Source organism: Bacillus australimaris, from assembly GCF_001307105.1.
In the GTDB taxonomy this organism is placed as follows: domain Bacteria; phylum Bacillota; class Bacilli; order Bacillales; family Bacillaceae; genus Bacillus; species Bacillus australimaris.
Window position 1 is genome coordinate 119,124 of record NZ_LGYN01000027.1, and the last position, 22,483, is coordinate 141,606.

Sequence of the window (22,483 nt, forward strand, 5' to 3'; positions counted from 1 at the left end):
CTTTCGTTTTTGTTACTATAAAGGTAAAAAGAAAGAAAGGAACGAATTTATGTCCCTTCTCACTGTAAAAGATGTAACGGGTGGATATACGAAGAATCCCGTTCTGAAAAATATTTCATTTGAATTAGAAAGAAATCAAATCGTCGGTCTCATTGGCTTAAACGGGGCGGGGAAAAGTACAACGATCCGTCATATCATCGGGCTCATGAAACCGCATAAAGGTGTTATTGAATTGAATGGACGAACCCTTCAAGACGATCAAGAGGCGTATCGTTCGCAATTTACGTTTATTCCAGAAACACCTGTTTTATATGAAGAATTAACCTTAAAAGAGCATTTAGAGCTGACAGCGATGGCTTATGGTCTGTCAAAGGAACAATTAGACGAACGACTACCATCGTTACTGAAAGAATTTCGGATGGAGAAACGGCTGAAATGGTTCCCTGCTCATTTTTCAAAAGGAATGAAGCAGAAGGTCATGATTATGTGTGCCTTCCTTGTTGAACCAGAGCTGTATATCATTGATGAACCGTTTTTAGGGCTTGACCCTCTTGCGATTAATGCACTGCTAGAAAGAATGAATGCTGCAAAGAACAACGGCGCTAGTGTCCTAATGTCAACACATATTCTGGCGACAGCTGAACGTTATTGTGATTCCTTTATTATTTTGCACGAAGGGGAAATCAGAGCGAAAGGAACACTGGCAGAGCTGAGAGAACAGTTCAATATGAGAGATGCGACACTCGATGATCTTTATTTGGAATTAACAAAGGAAGAAAGCTATGAGTAAAACAACACAAACCATTTGGAAATCAAGATTAGAGGAACACGTACAAGAAACAAGAAAATACTTAAAATACATGTTCAATGATCATCTTGTCATCGTGCTCATTTTTTTCCTTGCTGGCGGAGCGAGCTGGTATAGCAGTTGGCTCAAACATATTCCGGCTCATTTCCCGTCCTATTGGGTGATGGCCGTTGTTTTCTCCTTGGTGCTGACAAGCTCTTACGTGCGTACGTTGATCAAAGAAGCTGATCTCGTGTTTTTGCTTCCTTTAGAAGGGAAGATGGAGCCTTATTTAAAACAAGCTTTTAACTTTAGCTTTATTTCTCAGTTGTTTCCTTTGATTGCTGTATCCATTGTCGCCCTTCCGCTTTATTCGGCAGTGTCTTCAGGAGACATTACGGTGTATGTGCTGATATTGGCGCAAATGATTTTGATAAAGGGCTTGAATACAGCAATTCAATGGAGAATCACTTATTTCCAAGGAAAACACGTCAGGTGGATTGATGCAGCCTTTCGTTTTCTATTGAATATGATGTTGATCTACACCGTCTTACAAGCAGCCTATGCGATTGCCATCGTTTTTTATCTTATCTATGGTGTTTATCTCGTTTACTTAACAAATGCAGTGAAAAAACAGCCTTTTCAATGGGAATTGCATATTTCTGATGAGTTAAAACGGAAACAGCGTTTTTATCGCTTAGCAAACTTATTTACAGATGTGCCCCATTTAAAGAAACAGGTGAAAAGAAGAGCATACATGGACTGGCTCTTGCAATTCGTTCCTTACGACCAGCGTAAAACGTTTTCTTACATGTATGTGAGGGCGTTTTTGCGCTCAAATGACTATTTTGGTCTTGTGTTTAGATTGACGGCCGTATTTGTGCTGATTATTTTGTATACAGGTGCAGCAGGCTGGGTGGGAGCACTACTTGTCTTGTTCACAGTATTTATCACAGGTGTACAGCTTGTGCCGTTAACGAAGCACTTTGCTCATCTTTCATTACAGGCACTTTATCCAGTTTCTCAAAAAGAAAAGGATCGTAGCTTTTTTGTGCTCGTTCGGAATGTGCTTATCATCCAATCGATATTGCTGAGCTGCGCGGTACTTCCAGCAGGAGGGTGGCAGGGAAGCGGAATTGCCCTGCTCATTTCCTTGGCATTTGTGCTTGTCCTATTCAAGCCTTACGTACAAAGCCGATTAAAAAAGATGAGATAAGTGGAGATATGTTTTTTACTGCGAGCGTATGATGACATCAAGGAGGGGACAGGATGAATGCAGCTGAACGAAAGTTGTATGAAGAAGCCATTCTTTTTCAAACACGTTTTTTAAGAAAACCATCAAAGATCGAACGGTTTTCAAAAGGAGTTCAGCAGCAGGTGAACCGCCGAATTCCTGCCAGGTTTCATCAAGTCATCACGAATGCGGTCAAAACAATGGTAGAATCCACTGTATCAGGATCACACTTCACTTCATTTTCAGTGATTAATGAACAATTATCTATTGTAGAGCGAAATGAACTGGCAAAGGAAAAAGTGAAGTATTATCAAAAAGCGGCTGCTATCGAAGGGATTGGAACAGGTGCAGGTGGTTTATTTCTTGGCATGGCAGACTTTCCGCTGCTGCTTAGCATTAAGATGAAATGTCTTTATGAGCTGGCTTGTATTTATGGTTTTGATTTATCTAAAAAAGAGGAAAGACTCTTTTTGCTTTGTATATTTCAATGCGCCTTTTCCGGCAGTGCACATCGTCAAAAAATGATGAAGATCATAAATGATTGGGAAACGAGCCGTGAGGAAATGGATTGGTACAGTTTTCAGCAGGAGTATCGGGATTACATAGACCTTGTGAAGCTGTTTCAATTAATGCCGGTCGTCGGAGCGGCTGTTGGAGGGGTGGCGAATCATCAGCTGACAGGGCAGCTGGGAGATGTCGCACGCCATGTGTTTCATTTACGGATATTGAAAGATATGAAATAGAAAAGCCGCTGTAACCAGCGGCTTTTTTTATTCGTTGTAGGAAAGAACGGCATTAGCGAGTACCTTTGCTGCGACAGGCATTGCTTTTTCGTTGATATCGAACTTCGGATGATGATGTGGATACACGTCTTGGCTGTTTTCTGGCATGGCGCCTGTGTAGAAGAAGGTGCCAGGGACATGCTGAAGGTAGTAAGCAAAATCTTCTCCACCCATTTGGGTTTCGGCTTCTTTTACTTCTGTTACACCCTCTGTCTGTTTTGCGACGTCAGCAATATATTCAGTCGGCTTCGGGTGGTTTTTGACTGCTGGATATCCTCTCACATATTCATATGTGTAGGAAGCATCATGCATCTGGCACACCCCTTTTACCACCTGTTCAATTTCCTGTTCGATGATATGTCGTGCACTTTCTTCAAAGGAACGTGCAGTACCAGTTAAAACAGCTGAATCTGCAATGACGTTAAAAGCATTCTCTGCGACAAAACCTCCAACAGACACTACAGCAGAATCAACTGGATTAACTTTACGGGCAACGACCTGCTGCAAGTTTGCGACGATTTGTGAACCGATGAGTACGGCATCTTTCGTTAAGTGAGGCTGGGCGCCATGTCCGCCTTTTCCTTGGACTCGAATAGAGAAACGATCGGCGGCTGCCATGAAGTTCCCGCTTTTATAAAGAACGGTACCACATGGCTCTGAAGACCAAAGGTGCGTACCAAATATGACATCAACACCGTCTAAGCAGCCATCTTCAATCATTGGTTTTGCACCGCCGGGAGCATATTCTTCCGCGTGCTGGTGAATGAGGACGATTTTCCCTTTTAATTGATCACGATGCGTATGCAGGATTTTTGCTAATACAAGAAGTGTCGCTGTATGCCCATCGTGACCGCACGCATGCATCACACCAGGCTTTGTTGATTTGTAAGGCACATCCTTTTCATCTTGGATAGGAAGTGCATCAAAATCAGCTCTAAGGGCAATGGTTGGCCCCGGAGAAGCACCTTCAATAAAAGCGAGTACACCATGACCGCCCACTTGAGTACGTGTTGGTATATGTAATGTATCGTAATAGCTGGCGATGAAAGCGGCTGTTTCTTCTTCCTGAAAAGAAAGTTCAGGATTCATATGGAGATGGCGTCTAATTTCAACCATTTCCTCATAATGTTCATCAAGACGTTCATTGATGCTTTTTTGTAAAGTGGATATTGTCATTGATTCGAAAACCTCCTTCATGCTCTTTTACTGATTGTATTGTAATTGTTAGAATCTTTCAACAGAAGAGGATTTCGTGGTCAATATCAAAAGGTCATTTTACTTAAAAGTCGAAGTTGATATAAAGCAGGGAAAAGGGAGGAGTAGTGTTTGGGAAGTTGTCCAAATTGTGCAAAAGCATTTTCTTTCATTGAAAAAATTCATTTATCACATACGAGAATGATGATATGTCCAAGCTGTCGGCATCAAATCAAAGAAACATTTGTCTCAAAAATGATTTTTTTCATGATCTGCTTGATTCCGTTATTGGTGCTGCTCATTCAATTGAAAGGTGCTTCACCGATGTTGAAGTGGCCAATCTTATTAGGATGGATATTACTGAATTTCTATGTGCTTCAACCGATGATTCATCGGTACGAGCTGAAAAGAAGCCGATAACATGAAAAGCCCAGCTATTGGGCTTTTTTTGATGAAAAAAAGAAGTGCTGAAATAAGCACTTCCTTAATTGTCTGTGACAGCATGGTAGGATGTGAGATAAGCAGGACGTGAGAAGATGGAGCCTGTATCCTCGTTAGGCTGAAAGAATGCTTCGGATTCTTGAAAGTCTTGAAATAAGTCCTCTGATTCCCAAAGTGTCAAAATCAAATAAACTTCTTCATCTTTTTGAGGTCTTAAAACACGAAGAGCCTGAAAGCCCCGCTGATGTTCTGAGAGGTTCGTCTTCTTTTGAAAGGTTGATTCAAAAAGTGCTCTGCTTTCAAGCTTAACAGGAATATGATTCAAGGTGACGAAACCAGATTGGACAAGCTCACCTTTCGCATAAATCACATCATAGGCATGAGGAGCTTTAAATACTGTCTCACCCTCCGTTTCATGAAAAAGAGCTGCTTGTTCTTTCCCGACCATATAAAGCAGACTCTCCAAATGATGCTTCTTTGCAATTTTATGCAAAAAATCTGCTGTTCCATATGTAATATAGAAATTCATCTAAACCGCCTCCTGCTTGATAGTATAACAAAAGAATGATATATAATTCTTTGGTAGTCAATCCATAAAACATATTATGAAGCAATACATCCCATACTATCCGTATAAAGGAATGAGGTGACCTAATTTGAAGAAAAAGAAGATAATCATTCCATTAGTCATTGCAGGAAGTACAATCGTACTTTCATTTATTGGCTATCTGACCATTTTATTTTTAGGACATTATGTCATAGATGAAAAGAAGCTTGTTTTTCACGCTTCCTCCAAAATCATTGATCAGAATGGAAAAGAACTCACAAGCATGTATTCAGAAAATCGGGACCCTGTGTCATTAAAAGAGGTACCAGATAAAGTAGCGAAAGCGTTTGTCGCTGTCGAGGATAAGCGTTTTTATGAGCACCATGGAATTGATGTACAGTCTATTTCAAGGGCGGTTTATCGAGATATATTAGCAGGAGGAAAGGTAGAGGGCGGCAGTACAATTACTCAGCAGCTCGCAAAAAATATTTTCCTCACAAATGATAAAACCTTTCTCCGAAAAACAAAAGAAGTCATTATTGCCATTAATTTAGAAAGAGATTATTCAAAAGATAAGCTGCTTGAGATGTATTTGAATCAGCTTTACTTCGGCCACGGTGTTTATGGTATTCAGGCAGCAGCCAATTATTATTTTAGTAAAGATGTCAAAGATTTAACGGTCAGCGAAGGTGCTACACTCGCTGCGATGCCAAAGGCACCGTCTTCTTACTCGCCTGTTTTACATCCTGATAAAAATAAACAAAGGCGTGACACCATCCTAAATTTAATGAATGAACAAGGATACTTGTCTTCAACAGAAACAGTAGAAGCAAAAGGGAGAACACTTGGCATTCATTTGAAAAAGAAATCAGAAACGCCTTGGGTGGACAGCTATGTCGATCTCATTATTAAAGAAGCAGAATCAGTATATGCCATTTCACATGAACAGTTGCTTCAAGGCGGCTATACCATTACAGTTCCAATCGATATGAATCTGCAAAAAGTTGCTTATGATGCGATGAAGAACAACCGTTATTTCCCGGGAAAAAGCGGTTCTCCTGAAAGCAGTGCTGTGTTTATTGACAACGTAACTGGTGGAGTAAAAGCGGCGATAGGCGGACGAGATTATCAGGCAAGAGGTTATAACAGGGTCACAGCTGTTAGACAGCCCGGTTCTGTCTTCAAGCCAATAGCTGTTTACGGTCCGGCAATGCAGGAGAAAAAATTCAGACCTTATTCACTGCTGGAAGATAAGGAGAAGAGCTATGATGGCTATTCACCAAAAAATTACGATGGGCAGTATGAAGGCAGGGTCACAATGGTAGAAGCCCTCATGAAAAGTAAAAATACTGCTGCGGTATGGACGTTAAGTCAGCTGGGCATTGATACGTCGAAATCATATCTAGAGAAAATGGACATAGATATTTCGGATAAAGGGCTAGCCATAGCGCTTGGCGGTTTAGAAAAAGGGGTTTCTCCATTACAAATCGCTGGAGCCTTCCATACATTTGCGAATGAAGGCGTATATAAAAAGCCTTTCTTCATTCAGAAAATAACCAATGATGAAGGGAAAACTGTCGAGAAAAATCGCAGTAGGCAAGAACGAGTGTTTAGCGTGCAGAATGCTTGGAATATGACAAGAATGCTCCAGCAAGTCGTCAAAGGTGGAACAGCCCAGAGCGGTTCATATGCTGGAGATTTAGCAGGTAAGACAGGTACAACCACTTATTCTGGTGTGAAAGGTGCTACAAAAGATGCTTGGTTTGCCGGCTATACGCCAAGTACAACCGGTGCGATTTGGATGGGGTATGACAAAACCGATAACAGCCACTATTTAACTGGCGGCAGTCAATACCCAGTGCAGCTGTTTAAAGATATTTTAATGGCAGCCCAAATCTCCAATGAAACGTTTGAAAAGCCGGATGGAATTAAAGAACTTCAATCGCCGATTCATTTAGAAGGATTATCAGGGTTTGAAGCACGTTATGCGTTTAAAATCAAAGGTTTGTTTACATTAGAGCTGTCTTGGGATGACCAGGAGGACAAACGAGTTGAATATCGCGTTTATGAAAAGAGGAACGGAAGCGAGACGCTGATCGACTCAGTAACAGGCACAAACAGCTACACGATGCCGTATGCCAATGTGTTTTCAGATGCGGAGTATAAGGTTGTTCCATATAATACCCAAACGCAAGAAGAAGGCGAAGGCAGTGCGTATGTCAAGCCAGAGGCTTTTGGACGTTAATATTCGGCGATTTTTTGAACATTGAGCCGCTTTAGTATACCGTGCCTTGAAAAAGCGGTATAGTAAAAGCAGGTTTGAGCCTTGTACAAAAAGAGAGTATAAGGCGAAAGGTGGAATGAAAGGTAATGGGAAAAACGAAGGTTTTTAATGACACGTTCTTAAAGGCGTGTAAAGGGGAAAAAACAGACCATGTACCAGTTTGGTATATGAGACAGGCAGGACGCTCACAGCCTGAATATCGTGCCCTTAAAGAAAAATACGGGCTTTTTGAAATTACGCATCAGCCAGAATTATGTGCTTATGTAACAAGACTTCCTGTAGAACAATATGGTGTAGATGCCGCTATTTTATATAAAGATATTATGACTCCGCTTCCGGCTATTGGAGTGGACGTTGAAATTAAAAATGGAATTGGACCCGTGATTGATTCACCGATTCGCACAAAGGCAGATATCGAACGTCTTGGAGAGCTTCATCCTGAAGAAGACCTGCCATATGTGCTTGATACGATTCAACTTTTAACGAAGGAGCAGCTGAATGTACCGCTTATCGGGTTTGCTGGTGCACCATTTACGATGGCAAGCTATATGATTGAAGGCGGCCCATCTAAAAATTATCATAAAACAAAAGCGCTGATGTACAGTGATCCTGAAGCATGGATGCTGCTGATGAACAAATTAGCTGATATGACGATTACGTACATACGCGCACAGGTAAAAGCAGGAGTCAGTGCATTTCAAATCTTCGACTCATGGGTTGGCGCTTTAAATGCAGCAGATTACCGGACGTTTATTAAGCCTGTCATGCAGCGAATTTTCACAGAGCTTAAGTCTGAAAACGTACCAATGATCATGTACGGAGTTGGTGCAAGCCATTTAGCGAAAGATTGGCATGACCTGCCGCTTGATGTCGTTGGACTCGATTGGCGTATGAGTGTAGACGAAGCGAGAAAAGAAGGGCTCACAAAAACGTTACAAGGGAATCTTGATCCAACCATTTTACTTGCTCCTTGGGAAGTGATTGAAGGAAGAGCAAAAGATATTTTAGATCAAGGGATGAAATCAGATCACTTCATCTTTAACTTAGGTCATGGGGTATTTCCTGATGTTTCACCAGATACGTTAAAGAGGCTGACAGATTTTATTCACGACTATTCAGCAAAACATAAAAAATCATCCATTTAAACTATTTCATATGATCTGAAGGAGTGTTGGTTGTGGAGAAAAAGAAAATGGGGCTTCTTGTCATGGCATATGGAACGCCATATAAAGAAGAAGACATTGAGCGTTATTATACACATATTCGTAGGGGCAGAAAGCCAGAGCCAGAGATGCTGCAAGATTTAAAGGACCGCTACAAGGCGATTGGCGGCATTTCTCCTTTATCAAAAATTACAGAACAGCAGGCAAATGGGTTGTGTGATCACTTAAATGAAATCCAAGACCAGATTGAATTTCATGTCTACATTGGTTTAAAACATATCGAGCCGTTCATTGAGGATGCAGTTGCTAAAATGCATCAGGATGGCATCACAGAAGCGGTAAGTATCGTCCTTGCACCGCATTTCTCAACCTTTAGTGTGAAATCATATAACAAACGTGCACAAGATGAGGCAGACAAGCTTGGTCATTTGAAGATTACGTCTGTTGAAAGCTGGTACGATGAGCCGAAGTTTGTGGACTATTGGGTGAAACAAGTGAAGGATACGTATGCATCGATGAGTCAGGAGGAAAGAGAATCAGCGGTACTTATTGTATCTGCACACAGCCTTCCTGAAAAAATTATTGCAGCAGGAGATCCATATCCTGATCAGCTCGCACAATCTGCCAAAATGATTGCAAGCGGTGCTGGAATTGAACATTATGAAATTGGCTGGCAAAGTGAAGGCAACACGCCTGATCCATGGCTTGGACCAGACGTGCAAGACTTAACACGTGACTTATTCGAACAAAAAGGCTATAAAACGTTCGTATATGTGCCTGTTGGGTTTGTCGCTGATCATCTTGAAGTGTTATACGACAACGATTATGAATGTAAAGTCGTGACAGATGAAATTGGTGCAGCCTACTATCGTCCAGAAATGCCAAATGCGAAACCTGCATTTATTGATGCTCTGGCAACAGTTGTATTAAAGAAACTTGACGAAAGCAAGTAATCATATAAAAGAAGGCGATCCTATGCATGACAATCAAAAACACCTTGTCATCATTGGCGGTGGCATCACTGGTTTAGCCGCCGCCTTCTATTTGGAAAAGGAAGTCGAAGAAAAAGGTCTTCCCATTCAAATATCTCTTATTGAAGCAAGCCCTAGGCTAGGTGGAAAAATACAAACTTTATATAAAGACGGCTACATCATTGAACGTGGACCTGATTCATTTTTAGAAAGAAAGGTCAGTGGACCGCAGCTGGCGAAGGATGTTGGTCTCGCCGGTCAGCTCGTCAATAATGAAACTGGGCAAGCGTATGTACTAGTCAATGAAACCCTTCATCCGATGCCAAAAGGCGCTGTCATGGGTATCCCAACTCAAATCAGCCCATTCATCACAACCGGTCTTTTTTCAGTTGCAGGAAAAGCGAGAGCGGCAATGGATTTCGTCTTGCCAAAAAGCAAGCAGACAGAAGATCAGTCTCTCGGTGAATTTTTTAGAAGACGCGTAGGCGATGAGGTTGTTGAGAATTTAATCGAGCCACTTCTATCAGGCATTTATGCAGGAGACATTGACCGCCTGAGCTTAATGTCCACCTTCCCGCAGTTTTATCAAACAGAACAGCAGCATCGCAGTTTGATTCTTGGGATGAAAAAATCACAGCAGCATGCGAAAGCGCAGCAAGTGACAGCGAAAAAACAAGGACAGTTCCAAACGATCGATCAAGGACTCCAAGCGCTTGTTGAAGCAGTAGAAAGTAAACTCAAGCTGACAAAGGTATATAAAGGGACAAAAGTGAAGCAGATTGAAAAAACAGATGGGGGCTATGGCGTGCAATTAGACAGTGGTCAAACGCTTTTTGCCGATTCAGCCATCGTGACAACTCCGCATCAATCAATCTATTCTATGTTTCCAAAAGAAGCAGGTCTTGAGTACTTGCATGACATGACATCTACTTCTGTTGCAACGGTTGCACTCGGTTTTAAAGAAGAAGATGTTCATAATGAATATGACGGCACTGGTTTTGTCATCTCAAGAAACAGTGATTTCTCTATTACAGCCTGTACGTGGACGAATAAAAAATGGCCGCATACAGCTCCTAAAGGAAAAACGCTTTTGCGTGCGTATGTAGGGAAAGCTGGCGACGAATCAATTGTCGAGCAGTCAGATCATCAAATCGTCAGTATTGTGCTGGAGGATTTGAAGAAAATCATGGATATTAAAGCAGATCCAGAAATGACGACAGTGACTCGCTGGAAGACGAGTATGCCGCAATATCACGTTGGTCATCAAAAAGCCATTTCGAACATGCGAGAAACGTTTAAGCAATCATACCCCGGTATTTATATCACAGGTGCTGCTTTTGAAGGTGTCGGAATTCCTGATTGTATTGATCAAGGAAAAGCCGCAATATCAGAAGCTGTATCATATCTATTTTCATAAAAACAAACTCCCTTTTCTGTCATGGAAAGGGAGTTTTTCGTGTTCGAATAATACAAAAAGAGTTGTGAATCATAAAAGTGAACAAAGTTGTTGCATCCGGGGAAAAGGATGTGGTATATTACTTTCTGTACTTAATGACCAAAACGTTCAAATAGTCATTTTGGGAGTGAGATCATGAGTGTTGATAGGAGACAAATGATTTTAGATGGGGCCACGAAGGCATTTACTCAATTCGGGTATAAAGCGACCACAATGGACCTTGTGGCGAAGCTTGCCAACGTTGGAAAAGGCACCATTTATACCTTTTTCAAAAACAAAGAAGAGCTGTTTGATGAAATTTTCACCTCTCTTTTAGTGGAGATGAGGGAAATTGCGGATGAGGCAATTGATGAGAAAAATAGTTTCTCTGAAAACCTTCACTTAGCACTCTTTGCAATATTGGAATTTCGAAAAAACCACCAGCTCACAATTAAAATCTTTCAGGAAAATGCAGAGCTAGGCACGTCAGCCGTCAAGGAAATGATTGAGAAGATGGAGCAAATGATCATTCGCTATATTAAATTGAAAGTAAAAGAAGCGATTGATAAAGGAGACATTAAGCCTTGTGATCCTGAATTGACTGCTTTTGTGATGGTGAAACTATATATTGCACTTATTTTTGATTGGGAAAAGCGATACGAGCCTTTAACAAAAGAAGAGGTGGCCGAATCCCTAGAGCTTTATATACTCAAAGGGCTTTCAGCAACAAGGTAATTTTTTTTTGAGTTCAAATGACCAAATTCTTAATTTAGTCATTCATCTATGGGAGGAAAACAGCAATGAATTTAATTCGGAATCAATGGAAAGAGATTGTGACGAGCAAAAAACTGCTGATCCCGATTTTCGCTGTCTTATTTATTCCGCTGATTTACAGTGGCGTATTTTTAAAAGCGTACTGGGATCCATATGGTACAGTTGACCAATTGCCTGTAGCAGTGGTCAATCTGGATGAAGGCAGCCACTATGACGGGAAAACACTGCATGTCGGCGATGATTTAGTGAAGGAATTAAAGAAAGACGATAATTTCAAATGGAACTTTGTCGATAGTGAAGAAAAGGCCGTAAAGGGCTTAAATCAAGAGGATTATTACCTCGTAGTGGAAATTCCAAAGGATTTCTCTAAAAATGCAAGTACAGTGCTAGATAAACATCCAAAAAAATCGAATCTGAAATATTATACGAATCCAGGCGCCAACTATGCCGCGTCACAAATTGCGAATAATGCCATCATCAAATTAAAAGATTCGGTTTCAAAGGAAGTCACAAAAAATTATGCAGAGGTCATTTTTGATAACTTCAAAACGATTGCAAAAGGATTTGATCAAGCAAGCGATGGTGCGAAGAAAATTAATGACGGAACAAAGAGTGCTAAAGATGGCAGTCAAAAGCTAAAAGACAATTTAGCAAAATTGGCTGAGGGAACGCTAACCTATAGCGAAGGTGTTCATCAATTTGCCGGTAAAATGGGTGAACTGAACACTGGGATACAGTCTCTTGACAGCGGACTTGGTCAGCTCTTAACAGGCTATCAAACCATCGATCAGAAATTTGGTGAGCTTGGTACAGGAATTGATACATTGACCGAAGGGTTAAACACAAGCCGTGAAGGACATCAGCAGCTCGCTTCTAAAATGCCGCAATTCACAGCAGGCATTGAGCAGCTTAATAACAAAGCACAATCTTTTTCAGAAAAAATTGAAGCAGTAGAAAAAGTCTTGTCGTCACCAGAATTAGCGAATCTTGAAAAGATGGCGCCTAAACTCGATCAGGTGAAAAAAGACGCGAAAACGTTCAGTACAAAACTTGCTTCATTAAAAGAAGCGCTATCGAATCGAGATGCTCAAGTAAAAAGCATCATCCAAAACAGCTCAATGACAGATGAAGAGAAAAAGGCAGCAATGGATCAGCTTAACAGTCTGCCTAAAATCGAACTGCCTGATCTATCTGGACTCGAGCAAAGCTTAGCTGCCTTGCAGGAACTGCCTGATGCAAGTGAGGTTCAATCTGCGGTTGCTTCTGCAAAAGCTCAGCTGCAGCAAGTCAAACAGCTGCCAAAGAAAACTGAACAGCTTTATACTTCTACAGTCGCCATACAAAATGCAATTGATCAAATGACATCTGGTACGAATAAATTGTATCAAGGTGCACTGAAGCTTCAATCAGGTCAAGGCAAGTTGCAGGATGGCCTGCAAACAGCAAATGGAAAGCTTGATACAGCAAAAAGCGGTACGGATAAGCTTGCGAATGGTTCAAGCCAGCTGAGCGCAGCGTTAAATAAGCTGGAAAGTGGTTCAACTAGTATTCAAAGCAATACATCTAAGCTTGCTGAAGGCTCAAAATCACTCGATAAAGGATTGGGAGATTTAAAGAGCGGTACAGGGAAACTATCCGATAAGTTAAAAAGTGCCGCTGATGAAACAGGAGAAATTGATGCGGGGCAAGACAATTACAATATGATTGCGAGTCCAGTCAAAACAGAAAATGATACAGCGAAAAAAATTGATAACTATGGAACAGGGCTCACACCTTATATTTTATCCATGGGACTCTTTGTAGGGGCTCTCATGCTTACCGTTGTATTCCCAATGAAAGACCCTGCTGGACGTCCTAGAAATGCATTTGAATGGTTTTTCAGCAAATATAGTGTGCTCTTTTTTGTTGGTATCCTGCAAGCAGTTATTGCAAGCTCCCTGCTCATCTTTGGGCTTGGTCTTGAGGTGGAAAGCCTCTGGCGCTTCTATCTCTTTGCGATCATCGTCAGTCTGACGTTCTTAGCGATTATTCAGCTGCTGGCGACAACAATGGGGAACCCAGGACGCTTCATTGCTGTTATTATCTTGGTTCTACAGCTCGCAGCAAGTGCGGGTACATTCCCGCTTGAGCTTGTGCCGAAATTCTTCCAAATCATTCATAGTCTGCTTCCAATGACGTATACAATCAATGGATTTAGAACGATCATTGCAAGCGGTGATGACAGCTATTTATGGCACCAAGCAGCGATTCTAGGAACAGTTGCGATCATCATGATGGCAGCAACAACAGCTTACTTCGCTTGGAACGTAAGAAAAATGAAACAGGACGAAGCTTAATCAATGAATCCTTTCTCTTTATTGAGGAAGGATTTTTGATTTGACATTAGACTTCTCGAACCCGAAGCGATATATTTTAAGAAGAGATGCTGAAAAAGGCATACGTGGAAGGAATTGTTTTTTAGACAAAGGAGGAAATGCCGAATGACAACTGAAGTGAACGAAACCGTTCAGCTGATTCAAAAGCTCGTATCGATCCCAAGTCCATCAGGAAATACAGAAAAGGTAATCGGCTTTGTTGAACGTTTTTTACAAGATTTGAATATTGAGACAAAACGAAATCGAAAAGGCGGATTAATCGCTACAATCAAAGGAACAGATGACAAGGAACACCGCATGCTGACAGCACATGTCGATACACTCGGTGCGATGGTCAAAGAAATTAAATCAAATGGAAGGCTTCGTCTTGCACTCATTGGAGGCTTTCAATATAACTCAATTGAAGGCGAATATTGTGAAATTGAAACAGCCGCAGGTCATACATACACTGGAACCATTCTTATGCATCAAACGTCCGTTCACGTCTATGCAGATGCTGGAAAAGCGAAGCGAAACCAAGAAAATATGGAGATCCGTCTCGATGAAAAGGTCAAAAATGAAGACGATGTCAAAGCGCTGGGCATTCAAGTAGGGGACTTTATCTCATTTGATCCGAGAGTCGAAGTGACGCCTTCAGGTTTTATTAAATCAAGACATCTAGATGACAAGGCAAGTGTGGCGCTGCTTTTGCGGCTCATTCACCAGATTCAAAAGGAAAACATCACATTGCCGCATACGACGCACTTCTTAATTTCCAATAATGAAGAGATAGGCTACGGTGGAAACTCCAATATTCCAGAAGAAACGGTAGAATATCTAGCTGTCGATATGGGTGCTATCGGCGACGGTCAATCAACAGATGAATACAGTGTATCGATTTGTGTAAAGGATTCAAGCGGCCCTTATCACTATGGATTACGTAAGCATTTAGCGGCATTAGCAGAAGAGAACAACATTGATTACCGTCTTGATATTTACCCTTATTATGGCTCTGATGCGTCAGCAGCGATTAGAGCAGGACATGATATCATTCATGGACTGATTGGACCTGGCATTGACTCGTCACATGCCTTTGAAAGAACCCATGAGGATTCACTTGTTCATACAGCAAGCCTTCTGTACCACTATGTTCAATCCAAGTTGATCACTGCATAAAAAAAAGAACCCCAGCTATTGGGGTTCTTTTTCATTAGCTTGACAGCTGTGTTGGCTCAGGTACTTCTTGTCCTGTCATCACGCGATGTCCTTTTTCAGGGTCATATTGCCCTTCCCACTTAGACATCACAACAGCTGCAAGAGCATTTCCTGTTAAGTTAACAACTGTTCGCGCCATATCCATGATACGGTCCACACCTGCAATAAATGCAAGACCTTCAGCAGGTACACCAATCGTTCCTAATGTCGCGAGTAATACAACAAAGGAGGTACCAGGAACGGCAGCCATTCCTTTCGATGTCACCATCAGAACAAGAACAAGTGTGAGCTGCTGGACGATCGTGAGGTCAATGCCATATACCTGTGCAAGGAAAAGCGCAGCGATGGCTTGATACAACACCGAGCCGTCCAGGTTAAACGTATAACCAATTGGGATAACGAAAGATACTATACCCTTTGGACATCCAATGCGCTCCATTTTATCCATGACTCTTGGTAAAACTGTTTCAGAGCTGGATGTACTAAAAGCAAGCAGCATTTCATCTTTCATGTAAGCAAGAAATCTGAAAATATTGACGCCAATCATCTTTCCGATAATTCCGAATACAACGATAAGGAAGAGAGCAAGCGCAAAATAAACAAGACCTACAAGCTTACCTAATGAAATAAGGGATTCAAGACCAAATTTAGAGACGGTCACACCAATGAGTGCGAAAACACCAAATGGTGCAGCTTTCATCACAACATTGACGACATGGAACATGGCGTGTGACACACCTTCGAAGAAGGCGAGCACCGGTTTGCCGCGTTCACCAATGGCTGAAACACCAAGTGCAAACAGCACAGTGAAGAAAATAATTGCAAGCAAATCACCTTCAGCCAACGATTGGAAGAAGTTCGTTGGAACGATATGAAGGAACGTATCAGCAACTGATTTGCTGCTTTGCTCTTTTTCCGTTTCAACATACTGGCTAATATCTTGTTTTTCCGTATTTCCAAAGTCAACGCCAGCACCAGGTTGTACAAAGTTTGCAAGCACAAGACCAAGGATAATCGCAAATGTTGTGATAATTTCAAAATAAAGAATGGTTCTAAAACCAAGTTTCCCTACTTTTTTACCATCACCAGCACCTGCAACACCTAAAATTAAGCTGGATACGACAATTGGTATGACAATCATCTTAATAAGTCTTAAGAAGAAGTCTCCGATTGGTTTTAAGTATGTCTCGACTCCTGGGTTACCGAAAAAGATTGCCCCAACAACGACACCGAGAATAAGACCGATTAGGATTTGAGTAGCCAATCCAAATTTTAATTTTTTCATAGATTTCCTCCCTAACATATTCATTAAAGGAATATTCCCATCATATTAAGTTTTAATATATGAATTAAAGTATAACTAAAATTAAAGAGGTTCGTCCACGATAAAATTATATTAAGAAAATACAAAATTGTTAGAAAAAATAGATATTTAGAACCTCCTTCATTGTTTCGAGTCAATAAAAAGTGTCTTCGGAACTAAAACTCATCATATTAAAATACTAAAAAACCCTTTTGTGACAGGGGTTTTACCTTTTTACCTATTTTTCAGAAAAAATAAAAAGCACTTTTGACTCCAACTGACGATGGAGGGAAAAAGTGCTTTTTTATTCAATTTATTTCCTTATTTAAGATAACTTACTTGTGAGCATTCCTCACATTCATTACCGTAACACTCGTGCTGTTCCATTAATTCATTTCCACATTTTGTGCATTTCTTTGAAGGCAAATTTCTAAAAAACTCTGTGATTTTTCCTAGCATTTGTCATCCTCCAATACGTTTTGTTGCTATTATTGTATTATAACAGATTGATAATTGTCAATCTGTTTTGTAACAATAGGCAAGAAGAATGCTTTTTCCATGAAAAATGGGTATATTGTAAGAAGGGGATTTTTAGAAAAGGAGGGAAAAATAACGATGAAACTAACCGTGATTGGATGCTATGGAGGGTTTCCAGCAGCTGGTGAAGCAACATCAGGGTACCTTTTTGAATCAGACGGCTTTCGTCTTCTTATAGACTGCGGAAGCGGTGTTCTTTCGAAGCTGCAGCAATACATTGATATAGAAGAACTAGATGCTGTTCTCCTTTCTCATTATCACCACGATCATATTGCAGATATCGGACCACTCCAATATGCGAAGCTAGTGGGATATCATTTAGGAAAAAGCAGCGGTCCGCTTCCGATCTATGGACATACTGGTGATCAAGAGGCATTTGGACGCCTTTCTGATGATGTACATACAAAAGCAAAGCCTTATCAGCCGGAAGAAGGCTTGCAGCTGGGGCCATTTCACATTGATTTTTTGAAAACGGTTCATCCGGCAGAATGCTATGCTATGAGAATTCAGGCAAACGGTGCTGTGGTGGTGTATACAGCAGATTCAAGCTATCAGGAGGCATTTATCCCTTTTAGCAGTGGTGCCGATCTACTCATTGCCGAAAGTAATTTTTACGCTGGACAGGACGGATCAGGTGCTGGACATATGAACAGTACAGAAGTGGGGAAGATCGCAAATGAAGCAAATGTTGGGGAGCTCATCATGACCCATCTGCCCCACTTTGGTCGTCATAAAGACCTAGTCAATGAAGCACAGGCGTTATATACTGGCAATATACAGCTTGCCCATTCAGGGCTTAGATGGAACAAGGAAGGAAGATAGAGATGCTGTTTATCGATAACGAACAACATTATGATCCAATGATTAATTTGGCAATTGAAGAATATTGCTTGAAATATTTAGATCCAGAAGAAACGTATTTGCTGTTTTACATCAATCAGCCATCCATTATTATTGGCAAAAACCAAAATACAATAGAAGAAATCAACACGAAGTATGTGGAAGACAATGGAATCAAAGTCGTTCGTCGCTTATCCGGCGGTGGTGCAGTTTACCATGACAAAGGAAACTTAAACTTCAGCTTTATCACGAAAGATGACGGCGACAGCTTCCATAACTTTAAAAAGTTCACGGAGCCAGTCATTAAAGCACTTGAAAAGCTAGGCGTCAAAGCTGAATTAAGCGGTAGAAATGACATCATGGCAGACGGACGAAAAATTTCTGGAAATGCCCAATTCGCAACAAGAGGCCGTATTTTCAGCCACGGCACGCTGCTATTTGATTCAGAAATTGAACATGTTGTTTCAGCTTTAAATGTGAAAAAAGAAAAGATTGAATCAAAAGGTATTAAATCGATTAGAAGCAGGGTCGCTAACATTAGTGAACTGATGGATCAAAAAATGACAACAGAAGAGTTCAGAAAAATTCTTTTAAGCTACATTTTTGATACAAATGGGGACGTGCCTCAGTATCACCTGACTGAAAAGGATTGGGAAAAGATTCACGAGATTTCCCGAGATCGATATCAAAAATGGGAATGGAACTACGGCCGTTCACCAAAATTTAATTTGCAGCATTCTAAGAGATTCCCTGCAGGCTCCATTGATCTGCGATTAGAAGTGAAAAAAGGGATGATACAGGATTGCAAAATCTTTGGTGATTTCTTTGGCGTAGGGGATATTGCCGATATTGAAAAGAAACTGATTGGCCAGCAATATGATCGTAAAACGATCAGTGACGTTTTAGAAGATATGGATATGCGCCACTATTTCGGCAACGTATCAAAAGAAGATTTTCTTGATTTGATTTATTAATCGCGGAAAAGCACGGCTAGAGATAGCGGTGCTTTTTTAATTGAAAGAAATGAAAGCGATTTACATTTGATCTTGTGGATTTTTTCGATTGTCTATTATAATAGAAAGGAGGAATGTTTGGCTATAAAATGAATGGTCATTCATTCATTGATGACACGTAAGGGGTGGGAGAATGGATTTGATCAAAAATCTAGAGCAGACGGCGATGACGAAGGGGGATCATATTGCACTGATCTTTGAAGGCAAGAAGTGGACCTATCGAGAGCTGATGACAAGTATTGAGCGTTTTGCAGATGGATTAGTCAACGAGGGATTTCACGCTGGAGATCATATCGCGCTTATTTTAGGAAATTCACCGCATTTTGTCATTTCTTTTTTTGGTGCATTAAAGGCAGGGCTTATCGTTGTACCTATTAATCCAACATACACACCTAGTGAAATTGGCTATATGCTCATCACAGGGGATGTGAAAGGAATTGTTGCGCCAGAGCAGCTTCTGCCAGTGTATGAGCAGGTGTATGAACAGCTTCCGTCTATTGAACGAGTCATTATTTGTGCGGAAAATGAATCGGCATGCAGATCAAGCTTTAAGGAAGTATCTGATCGACTTGTTTTCTTTGGAAAGGTTGTGTCAGGTGATGCGGATGAAAACGTACACCCCCCTATTCAGCCAGACGATACCGCCGTTATTTTATTTACATCTGGCACGACAGGAAAACCAAAAGGTGCAATGCTCACTCATCTCAACCTTTATTCGAATGCCAGAGACACCGCTGAGTATTTATCGATTGATGAAAAGGACAAGGTCATTGCCGCATTGCCGATGTTCCATGTATTTTGTTTAACTGTCTGTATGAATGCGCCGCTCATTCATGGCGCGACGATATATGTCTTGCCGCATTTCAGTCCATCTGAGCTTTTGCGTATGATGGAAAAAGAGAAGCCAACCCTATTTGTTGGTGTTCCTACTATGTATAACTATTTGTACCATCAGGAGGGGCATGATGAAGCGATGGCATCAGTGAGGATCTGTATATCAGGCGGTGCCGCCATGCCTGTTTCCTTACTTCACGGCTTTGAGAAAAAGTTTAACGTCACGGTACTGGAGGGCTACGGGTTATCAGAGGCATCTCCAGTAACTGCATTTAATCCTCTTGACGGGAAAAGAAAACCGGGTTCTGTCGGGACCGATATTATGAATGTGAAGAATAAGATTGTGAATGAACTTGGAGAAGAAGTCGGTCCAAATGAAGTCGGAGAGCTGATAGCGAAAGGGCCAAACATCATGAAAGGCTATTATCAAATGCCAGAAGATACGGAAGCTGCACTGAGAGGCGGCTGGCTGTATACTGGTGATCTGGCGAGAAGAGATGAAGAAGGATATATTTATATTGTCGATCGAAAAAAGGATATGATTCTCGTTGGTGGTTATAATGTGTATCCAAGAGAAGTTGAAGAAGTGCTTTATCAACATGAAGCTGTAGCAGAAGCCGTCGTCATTGGTGTGCCAGATCCAAATACAGGAGAGGCTGTCGTCTGTTATATTTCCCCTAAGAAACACGCTCACATTAATCAAGAAGACATCATCACACATTGTTCACGCTATTTAGCGAAATATAAGCAGCCCCAAACGATCCATTTCATAGATGATATTCCAAAAAACACAACAGGTAAAATTTTAAGAAGAGCGCTAAAGGACAAGTATCAAGCAGAAGAAAGTAAATAAAAAAAGGGAGTCTCTTATGAGGAGGCTCCCTTTTGAATGGCTTCTTTTAACTGTTTCTGAAAAGATTTCGACTGTTTTTGGTTCAGTTCATAATACGTGCCATCTACTAAAAAAACGACCTGTGATCGGTTGGTCCAGAGCTGAAAGACGGTGCCATTTGTTCGTCCGAACATCACTTTGGCGAGATAATCGGGCTTTTTTACATTTTTCTTGAGGTGATTGGTAGTTTGTTTGCCTTTGTTCAATTCTTCAATTAAATCTTCAACTGTGTCCTTTTCATCTATTTCATATGAAATGGACTCCTTCGCCGGTGTGAGCAGCAGCTTTTCTGCTCGATTCTCATCAAAAATCTCGCTCGTTCGGCTGAACACATAAAAGAAGGTTATTAATAAAAGTCCAAAAATCACAACTCCTGCAAGGATTTTCTTCATTTTGATCCTCCAACTCACTGTTTTACATGTAGCTTCTCCGATTTTTGAATAGCATAATCATTTTTTTTGCGAAAGCTTTTTCAGATGTGGCATGCTATGATGGAGCCACATGAGACAGGTTCTAAACGAAAAAATGCGTGATTAGAATAGAGAGAGGGATAGAAAGGAGGCTGACCTGTGCGAGTACGTAAATGGGTAGCTCTTGCAACGGTAGCATACATATTGTACGGTCTTTTTATTTATTCTTATTTGTTTTTAATGGGGGATTCATCGCTTCCTGAAAGTGTGAAAGGGACAAGTGCAGATCCGCATACCTTTATGACAAGCCATGAGCTTGTGATTAGCGAGAATTTCTCAAACATACGTAACCTGCTGTATTTCATCACAATTCCATTAGATTGGTATGTCTTTTTCCTTTTGCTCATTTCAGGATTCTCACGGAAATTAGCAGACTGGAGCCAGGTAGCAGCTCGTTTCACGTTTTTAAGTAAGCTGGTATATGTGCTTGTGCTTTCGATTCTAACAATGCTGATTTCATTGCCCATTAAGTGGATTGGCTATCAGCTGTCTTTACACTACGGAGTATCTGCTCAAAGTACTGCAAGCTGGTTTAAAGATCAAACACTGGATTTTTGGATTCAATATCCGCTCCTTGCCCTATGTGCTCTTGTGTTCTTTTGGCTGATTCAAAAGAGAAGAAAGCGATGGTGGCTGTATGCGTGGTGTTTGACGGTCCCAGTCACGCTGTTTCTCTTTTTTATACAGCCGGTCGTCATTGATCCGTTATATAACAATTTTTATCCATTAAAGAATCAAGCTCTTGAGAAGAAGATATTAACGCTGGCAGACAAAGCGCATATTCCGGCAGATCATGTATATGAGGTCAATATGTCTGAGAAAACGAACACGATGAATGCTTATGTCACAGGAATTGGTGAAAATAAGCGCATAGTTTTATGGGACACAACACTGCAAAAGCTGAAAGACCGCGAAATTTTATTTATCATGGCGCATGAAATGGGACATTACGTCATGAAACATGTCTATATAGGATTAGCAGGATATTTAGTGCTGTCACTGGCCGGCTTTTTTGTGATTGATCGACTTTATTTTTATCTTTATCAAAAAGGAGCAGCCTCATTTCGGTTGAAGGTGTCACACGACATCGCTGCTCTTCCGCTCCTTTTGCTTATTGTATCCATGCTGTCGTTTGCAGCTTTACCTTTGACAAATGCAGTTTCAAGGCATCAAGAGCGGGCAGCTGACGAATATGCGGTGAATATGACAAAAGACGGTGAGGCAGGGGTAACGTCTTTTCAAAAACTTGCAAAATCAGGGCTGTCCCAGGTGAATCCACCGTTTCTAGTCAAGATTTTCCGTTATGGACACCCGACCATGATGGAGAGAATCATGGATATGGAAAAAGCAGCGAAAAAAGAGAAAACGTCGAAAAAGGAGTAAATAAATAAAATCCGGCTGGATCAGCCGGAT

General features: G+C 41.0%; 20 protein-coding genes. 15 read left to right on the top strand and 5 right to left on the bottom strand.

All coding sequences use genetic code 11. The features are described 5' to 3' along the window. Nucleotides 1-49 precede the first annotated feature (49 nt). From AKG37_RS14740 to AKG37_RS14750, 3 genes are read left to right on the top strand one after another with little or no spacing between them, the layout of a single operon-like run. On the top strand, nucleotides 50-790 hold the full coding sequence (locus AKG37_RS14740) for an ABC transporter ATP-binding protein (protein WP_060699489.1): 741 nt from the start codon (nucleotides 50-52) through the stop codon (nucleotides 788-790). Next, entirely contained in the window at nucleotides 783-2,003 is a 1,221-nt protein-coding gene (locus tag AKG37_RS14745) for an ABC transporter permease (protein WP_060699490.1), read from the top strand. The genes AKG37_RS14740 and AKG37_RS14745 overlap by 8 nt, the downstream gene beginning before the upstream one ends. Before the next feature lie 53 nt (nucleotides 2,004-2,056). Then, nucleotides 2,057-2,764: an EcsC family protein gene (locus AKG37_RS14750; RefSeq protein ID WP_060699491.1), complete on the top strand. Its 708-nt coding sequence runs from the start codon at nucleotides 2,057-2,059 to the stop codon at nucleotides 2,762-2,764. Nucleotides 2,765-2,791: 27 nt separating this feature from the next. Here AKG37_RS14750 and AKG37_RS14755 read toward each other — a convergent pair whose 3' ends face one another. After that, complete coding sequence (locus AKG37_RS14755) at nucleotides 2,792-3,979, bottom strand: M20 family metallopeptidase (RefSeq protein WP_060699492.1); 1,188 nt, start codon at nucleotides 3,977-3,979, stop codon at nucleotides 2,792-2,794. Nucleotides 3,980-4,129: 150 nt separating this feature from the next. Between AKG37_RS14755 and AKG37_RS14760 the strand changes: the two genes are divergently transcribed. Continuing rightward, complete coding sequence (locus tag AKG37_RS14760) at nucleotides 4,130-4,417, top strand: hypothetical protein (RefSeq protein WP_237697794.1); 288 nt, start codon at nucleotides 4,130-4,132, stop codon at nucleotides 4,415-4,417. Between the two features lie 64 nt (nucleotides 4,418-4,481). Here AKG37_RS14760 and AKG37_RS14765 read toward each other — a convergent pair whose 3' ends face one another. After that, a complete protein-coding gene (locus AKG37_RS14765) occupies nucleotides 4,482-4,967 on the bottom strand; it encodes an antibiotic biosynthesis monooxygenase family protein (protein ID WP_060699493.1) in 486 nt (161 codons plus the stop codon). Between the two features lie 127 nt (nucleotides 4,968-5,094). Between AKG37_RS14765 and AKG37_RS14770 the strand changes: the two genes are divergently transcribed. The 7 genes from AKG37_RS14770 to AKG37_RS14800 all read left to right on the top strand — a co-directional run bounded on the left by AKG37_RS14770 (nucleotide 5,095) and on the right by AKG37_RS14800 (nucleotide 15,142). Beyond that, a complete protein-coding gene (locus AKG37_RS14770; RefSeq protein WP_060699494.1) occupies nucleotides 5,095-7,230 on the top strand; it encodes a transglycosylase domain-containing protein in 2,136 nt (711 codons plus the stop codon). Nucleotides 7,231-7,355: 125 nt separating this feature from the next. After that, nucleotides 7,356-8,414 carry a uroporphyrinogen decarboxylase gene (gene hemE, locus AKG37_RS14775; RefSeq protein ID WP_060699495.1) on the top strand — a complete coding sequence of 353 codons (1,059 nt, stop codon included), beginning with the start codon at nucleotides 7,356-7,358 and terminating at the stop codon, nucleotides 8,412-8,414. A 32-nt stretch (nucleotides 8,415-8,446) separates the two neighbouring features. Beyond that, on the top strand, nucleotides 8,447-9,385 hold the full coding sequence (hemH, locus tag AKG37_RS14780; protein WP_060699496.1) for a ferrochelatase: 939 nt from the start codon (nucleotides 8,447-8,449) through the stop codon (nucleotides 9,383-9,385). Nucleotides 9,386-9,407: 22 nt separating this feature from the next. Then, nucleotides 9,408-10,820: a protoporphyrinogen oxidase gene (gene hemY / locus AKG37_RS14785; RefSeq protein WP_060699497.1), complete on the top strand. Its 1,413-nt coding sequence runs from the start codon at nucleotides 9,408-9,410 to the stop codon at nucleotides 10,818-10,820. A gap of 174 nt (nucleotides 10,821-10,994) precedes the next feature. Then, on the top strand, nucleotides 10,995-11,573 hold the full coding sequence (locus AKG37_RS14790) for a TetR/AcrR family transcriptional regulator (RefSeq protein WP_060699498.1): 579 nt from the start codon (nucleotides 10,995-10,997) through the stop codon (nucleotides 11,571-11,573). A gap of 65 nt (nucleotides 11,574-11,638) precedes the next feature. Beyond that, entirely contained in the window at nucleotides 11,639-13,948 is a 2,310-nt protein-coding gene (locus AKG37_RS14795) for a YhgE/Pip domain-containing protein (RefSeq protein WP_060699499.1), read from the top strand. Between the two features lie 144 nt (nucleotides 13,949-14,092). Then, entirely contained in the window at nucleotides 14,093-15,142 is a 1,050-nt protein-coding gene (locus tag AKG37_RS14800) for a M42 family metallopeptidase (protein WP_060699500.1), read from the top strand. Between the two features lie 34 nt (nucleotides 15,143-15,176). On the opposite strand, the gene AKG37_RS14805 is transcribed toward AKG37_RS14800, so the two are convergent. Together AKG37_RS14805 and yhfH are read right to left on the bottom strand one after the other, a co-directional pair. Then, nucleotides 15,177-16,466: a cation:dicarboxylate symporter family transporter gene (locus tag AKG37_RS14805; RefSeq protein WP_039177611.1), complete on the bottom strand. Its 1,290-nt coding sequence runs from the start codon at nucleotides 16,464-16,466 to the stop codon at nucleotides 15,177-15,179. 339 nt (nucleotides 16,467-16,805) lie between these two features. Then, on the bottom strand, nucleotides 16,806-16,943 hold the full coding sequence (gene yhfH, locus AKG37_RS18640) for a protein YhfH (RefSeq protein WP_077233730.1): 138 nt from the start codon (nucleotides 16,941-16,943) through the stop codon (nucleotides 16,806-16,808). Nucleotides 16,944-17,099: 156 nt separating this feature from the next. Between yhfH and AKG37_RS14810 the strand changes: the two genes are divergently transcribed. The 3 genes from AKG37_RS14810 to AKG37_RS14820 all read left to right on the top strand — a co-directional run bounded on the left by AKG37_RS14810 (nucleotide 17,100) and on the right by AKG37_RS14820 (nucleotide 20,561). Further along, a complete protein-coding gene (locus tag AKG37_RS14810; RefSeq protein WP_060699501.1) occupies nucleotides 17,100-17,843 on the top strand; it encodes an MBL fold metallo-hydrolase in 744 nt (247 codons plus the stop codon). A 2-nt stretch (nucleotides 17,844-17,845) separates the two neighbouring features. Then, nucleotides 17,846-18,835, top strand: coding sequence for a lipoate--protein ligase (locus tag AKG37_RS14815; protein WP_060699502.1), 990 nt, complete (start codon nucleotides 17,846-17,848; stop codon nucleotides 18,833-18,835). 172 nt (nucleotides 18,836-19,007) lie between these two features. After that, complete coding sequence (locus AKG37_RS14820; protein ID WP_060699503.1) at nucleotides 19,008-20,561, top strand: fatty acid--CoA ligase family protein; 1,554 nt, start codon at nucleotides 19,008-19,010, stop codon at nucleotides 20,559-20,561. 14 nt (nucleotides 20,562-20,575) lie between these two features. Here AKG37_RS14820 and AKG37_RS14825 read toward each other — a convergent pair whose 3' ends face one another. Next, entirely contained in the window at nucleotides 20,576-20,992 is a 417-nt protein-coding gene (locus AKG37_RS14825) for a YhfM domain-containing protein (protein ID WP_060699504.1), read from the bottom strand. Between the two features lie 177 nt (nucleotides 20,993-21,169). Here AKG37_RS14825 and AKG37_RS14830 point away from each other — a divergent pair, with 177 nt between their 5' ends. Then, the gene (locus tag AKG37_RS14830) at nucleotides 21,170-22,453 is read left to right on the top strand and encodes a M48 family metallopeptidase (RefSeq protein WP_060699505.1); all 1,284 of its coding nucleotides are present in this window, start codon (nucleotides 21,170-21,172) and stop codon (nucleotides 22,451-22,453) included. Nucleotides 22,454-22,483 lie beyond the last annotated feature (30 nt).

Excerpts from the sequence above, each read along its gene's own strand:
- AKG37_RS14740 (WP_060699489.1), top strand. The coding sequence starts at position 50 with ATGTCCCTTCTCACTGTAAAAGATGTAACGGGTGGATATACGAAGAAT.
- AKG37_RS14745 (WP_060699490.1), top strand. The coding sequence starts at position 783 with ATGAGTAAAACAACACAAACCATTTGGAAATCAAGATTAGAGGAACAC.
- AKG37_RS14750 (WP_060699491.1), top strand. The coding sequence starts at position 2,057 with ATGAATGCAGCTGAACGAAAGTTGTATGAAGAAGCCATTCTTTTTCAA.
- AKG37_RS14755 (WP_060699492.1), bottom strand. The coding sequence starts at position 3,979 with ATGACAATATCCACTTTACAAAAAAGCATCAATGAACGTCTTGATGAA.
- AKG37_RS14765 (WP_060699493.1), bottom strand. The coding sequence starts at position 4,967 with ATGAATTTCTATATTACATATGGAACAGCAGATTTTTTGCATAAAATT.
- hemE (WP_060699495.1), top strand. The coding sequence starts at position 7,356 with ATGGGAAAAACGAAGGTTTTTAATGACACGTTCTTAAAGGCGTGTAAA.
- hemY (WP_060699497.1), top strand. The coding sequence starts at position 9,408 with ATGCATGACAATCAAAAACACCTTGTCATCATTGGCGGTGGCATCACT.
- AKG37_RS14790 (WP_060699498.1), top strand. The coding sequence starts at position 10,995 with ATGAGTGTTGATAGGAGACAAATGATTTTAGATGGGGCCACGAAGGCA.
- AKG37_RS14795 (WP_060699499.1), top strand. The coding sequence starts at position 11,639 with ATGAATTTAATTCGGAATCAATGGAAAGAGATTGTGACGAGCAAAAAA.
- AKG37_RS14800 (WP_060699500.1), top strand. The coding sequence starts at position 14,093 with ATGACAACTGAAGTGAACGAAACCGTTCAGCTGATTCAAAAGCTCGTA.
- AKG37_RS14805 (WP_039177611.1), bottom strand. The coding sequence starts at position 16,466 with ATGAAAAAATTAAAATTTGGATTGGCTACTCAAATCCTAATCGGTCTT.
- yhfH (WP_077233730.1), bottom strand. The coding sequence starts at position 16,943 with ATGCTAGGAAAAATCACAGAGTTTTTTAGAAATTTGCCTTCAAAGAAA.
- AKG37_RS14810 (WP_060699501.1), top strand. The coding sequence starts at position 17,100 with ATGAAACTAACCGTGATTGGATGCTATGGAGGGTTTCCAGCAGCTGGT.
- AKG37_RS14815 (WP_060699502.1), top strand. The coding sequence starts at position 17,846 with ATGCTGTTTATCGATAACGAACAACATTATGATCCAATGATTAATTTG.
- AKG37_RS14820 (WP_060699503.1), top strand. The coding sequence starts at position 19,008 with ATGGATTTGATCAAAAATCTAGAGCAGACGGCGATGACGAAGGGGGAT.
- AKG37_RS14825 (WP_060699504.1), bottom strand. The coding sequence starts at position 20,992 with ATGAAGAAAATCCTTGCAGGAGTTGTGATTTTTGGACTTTTATTAATA.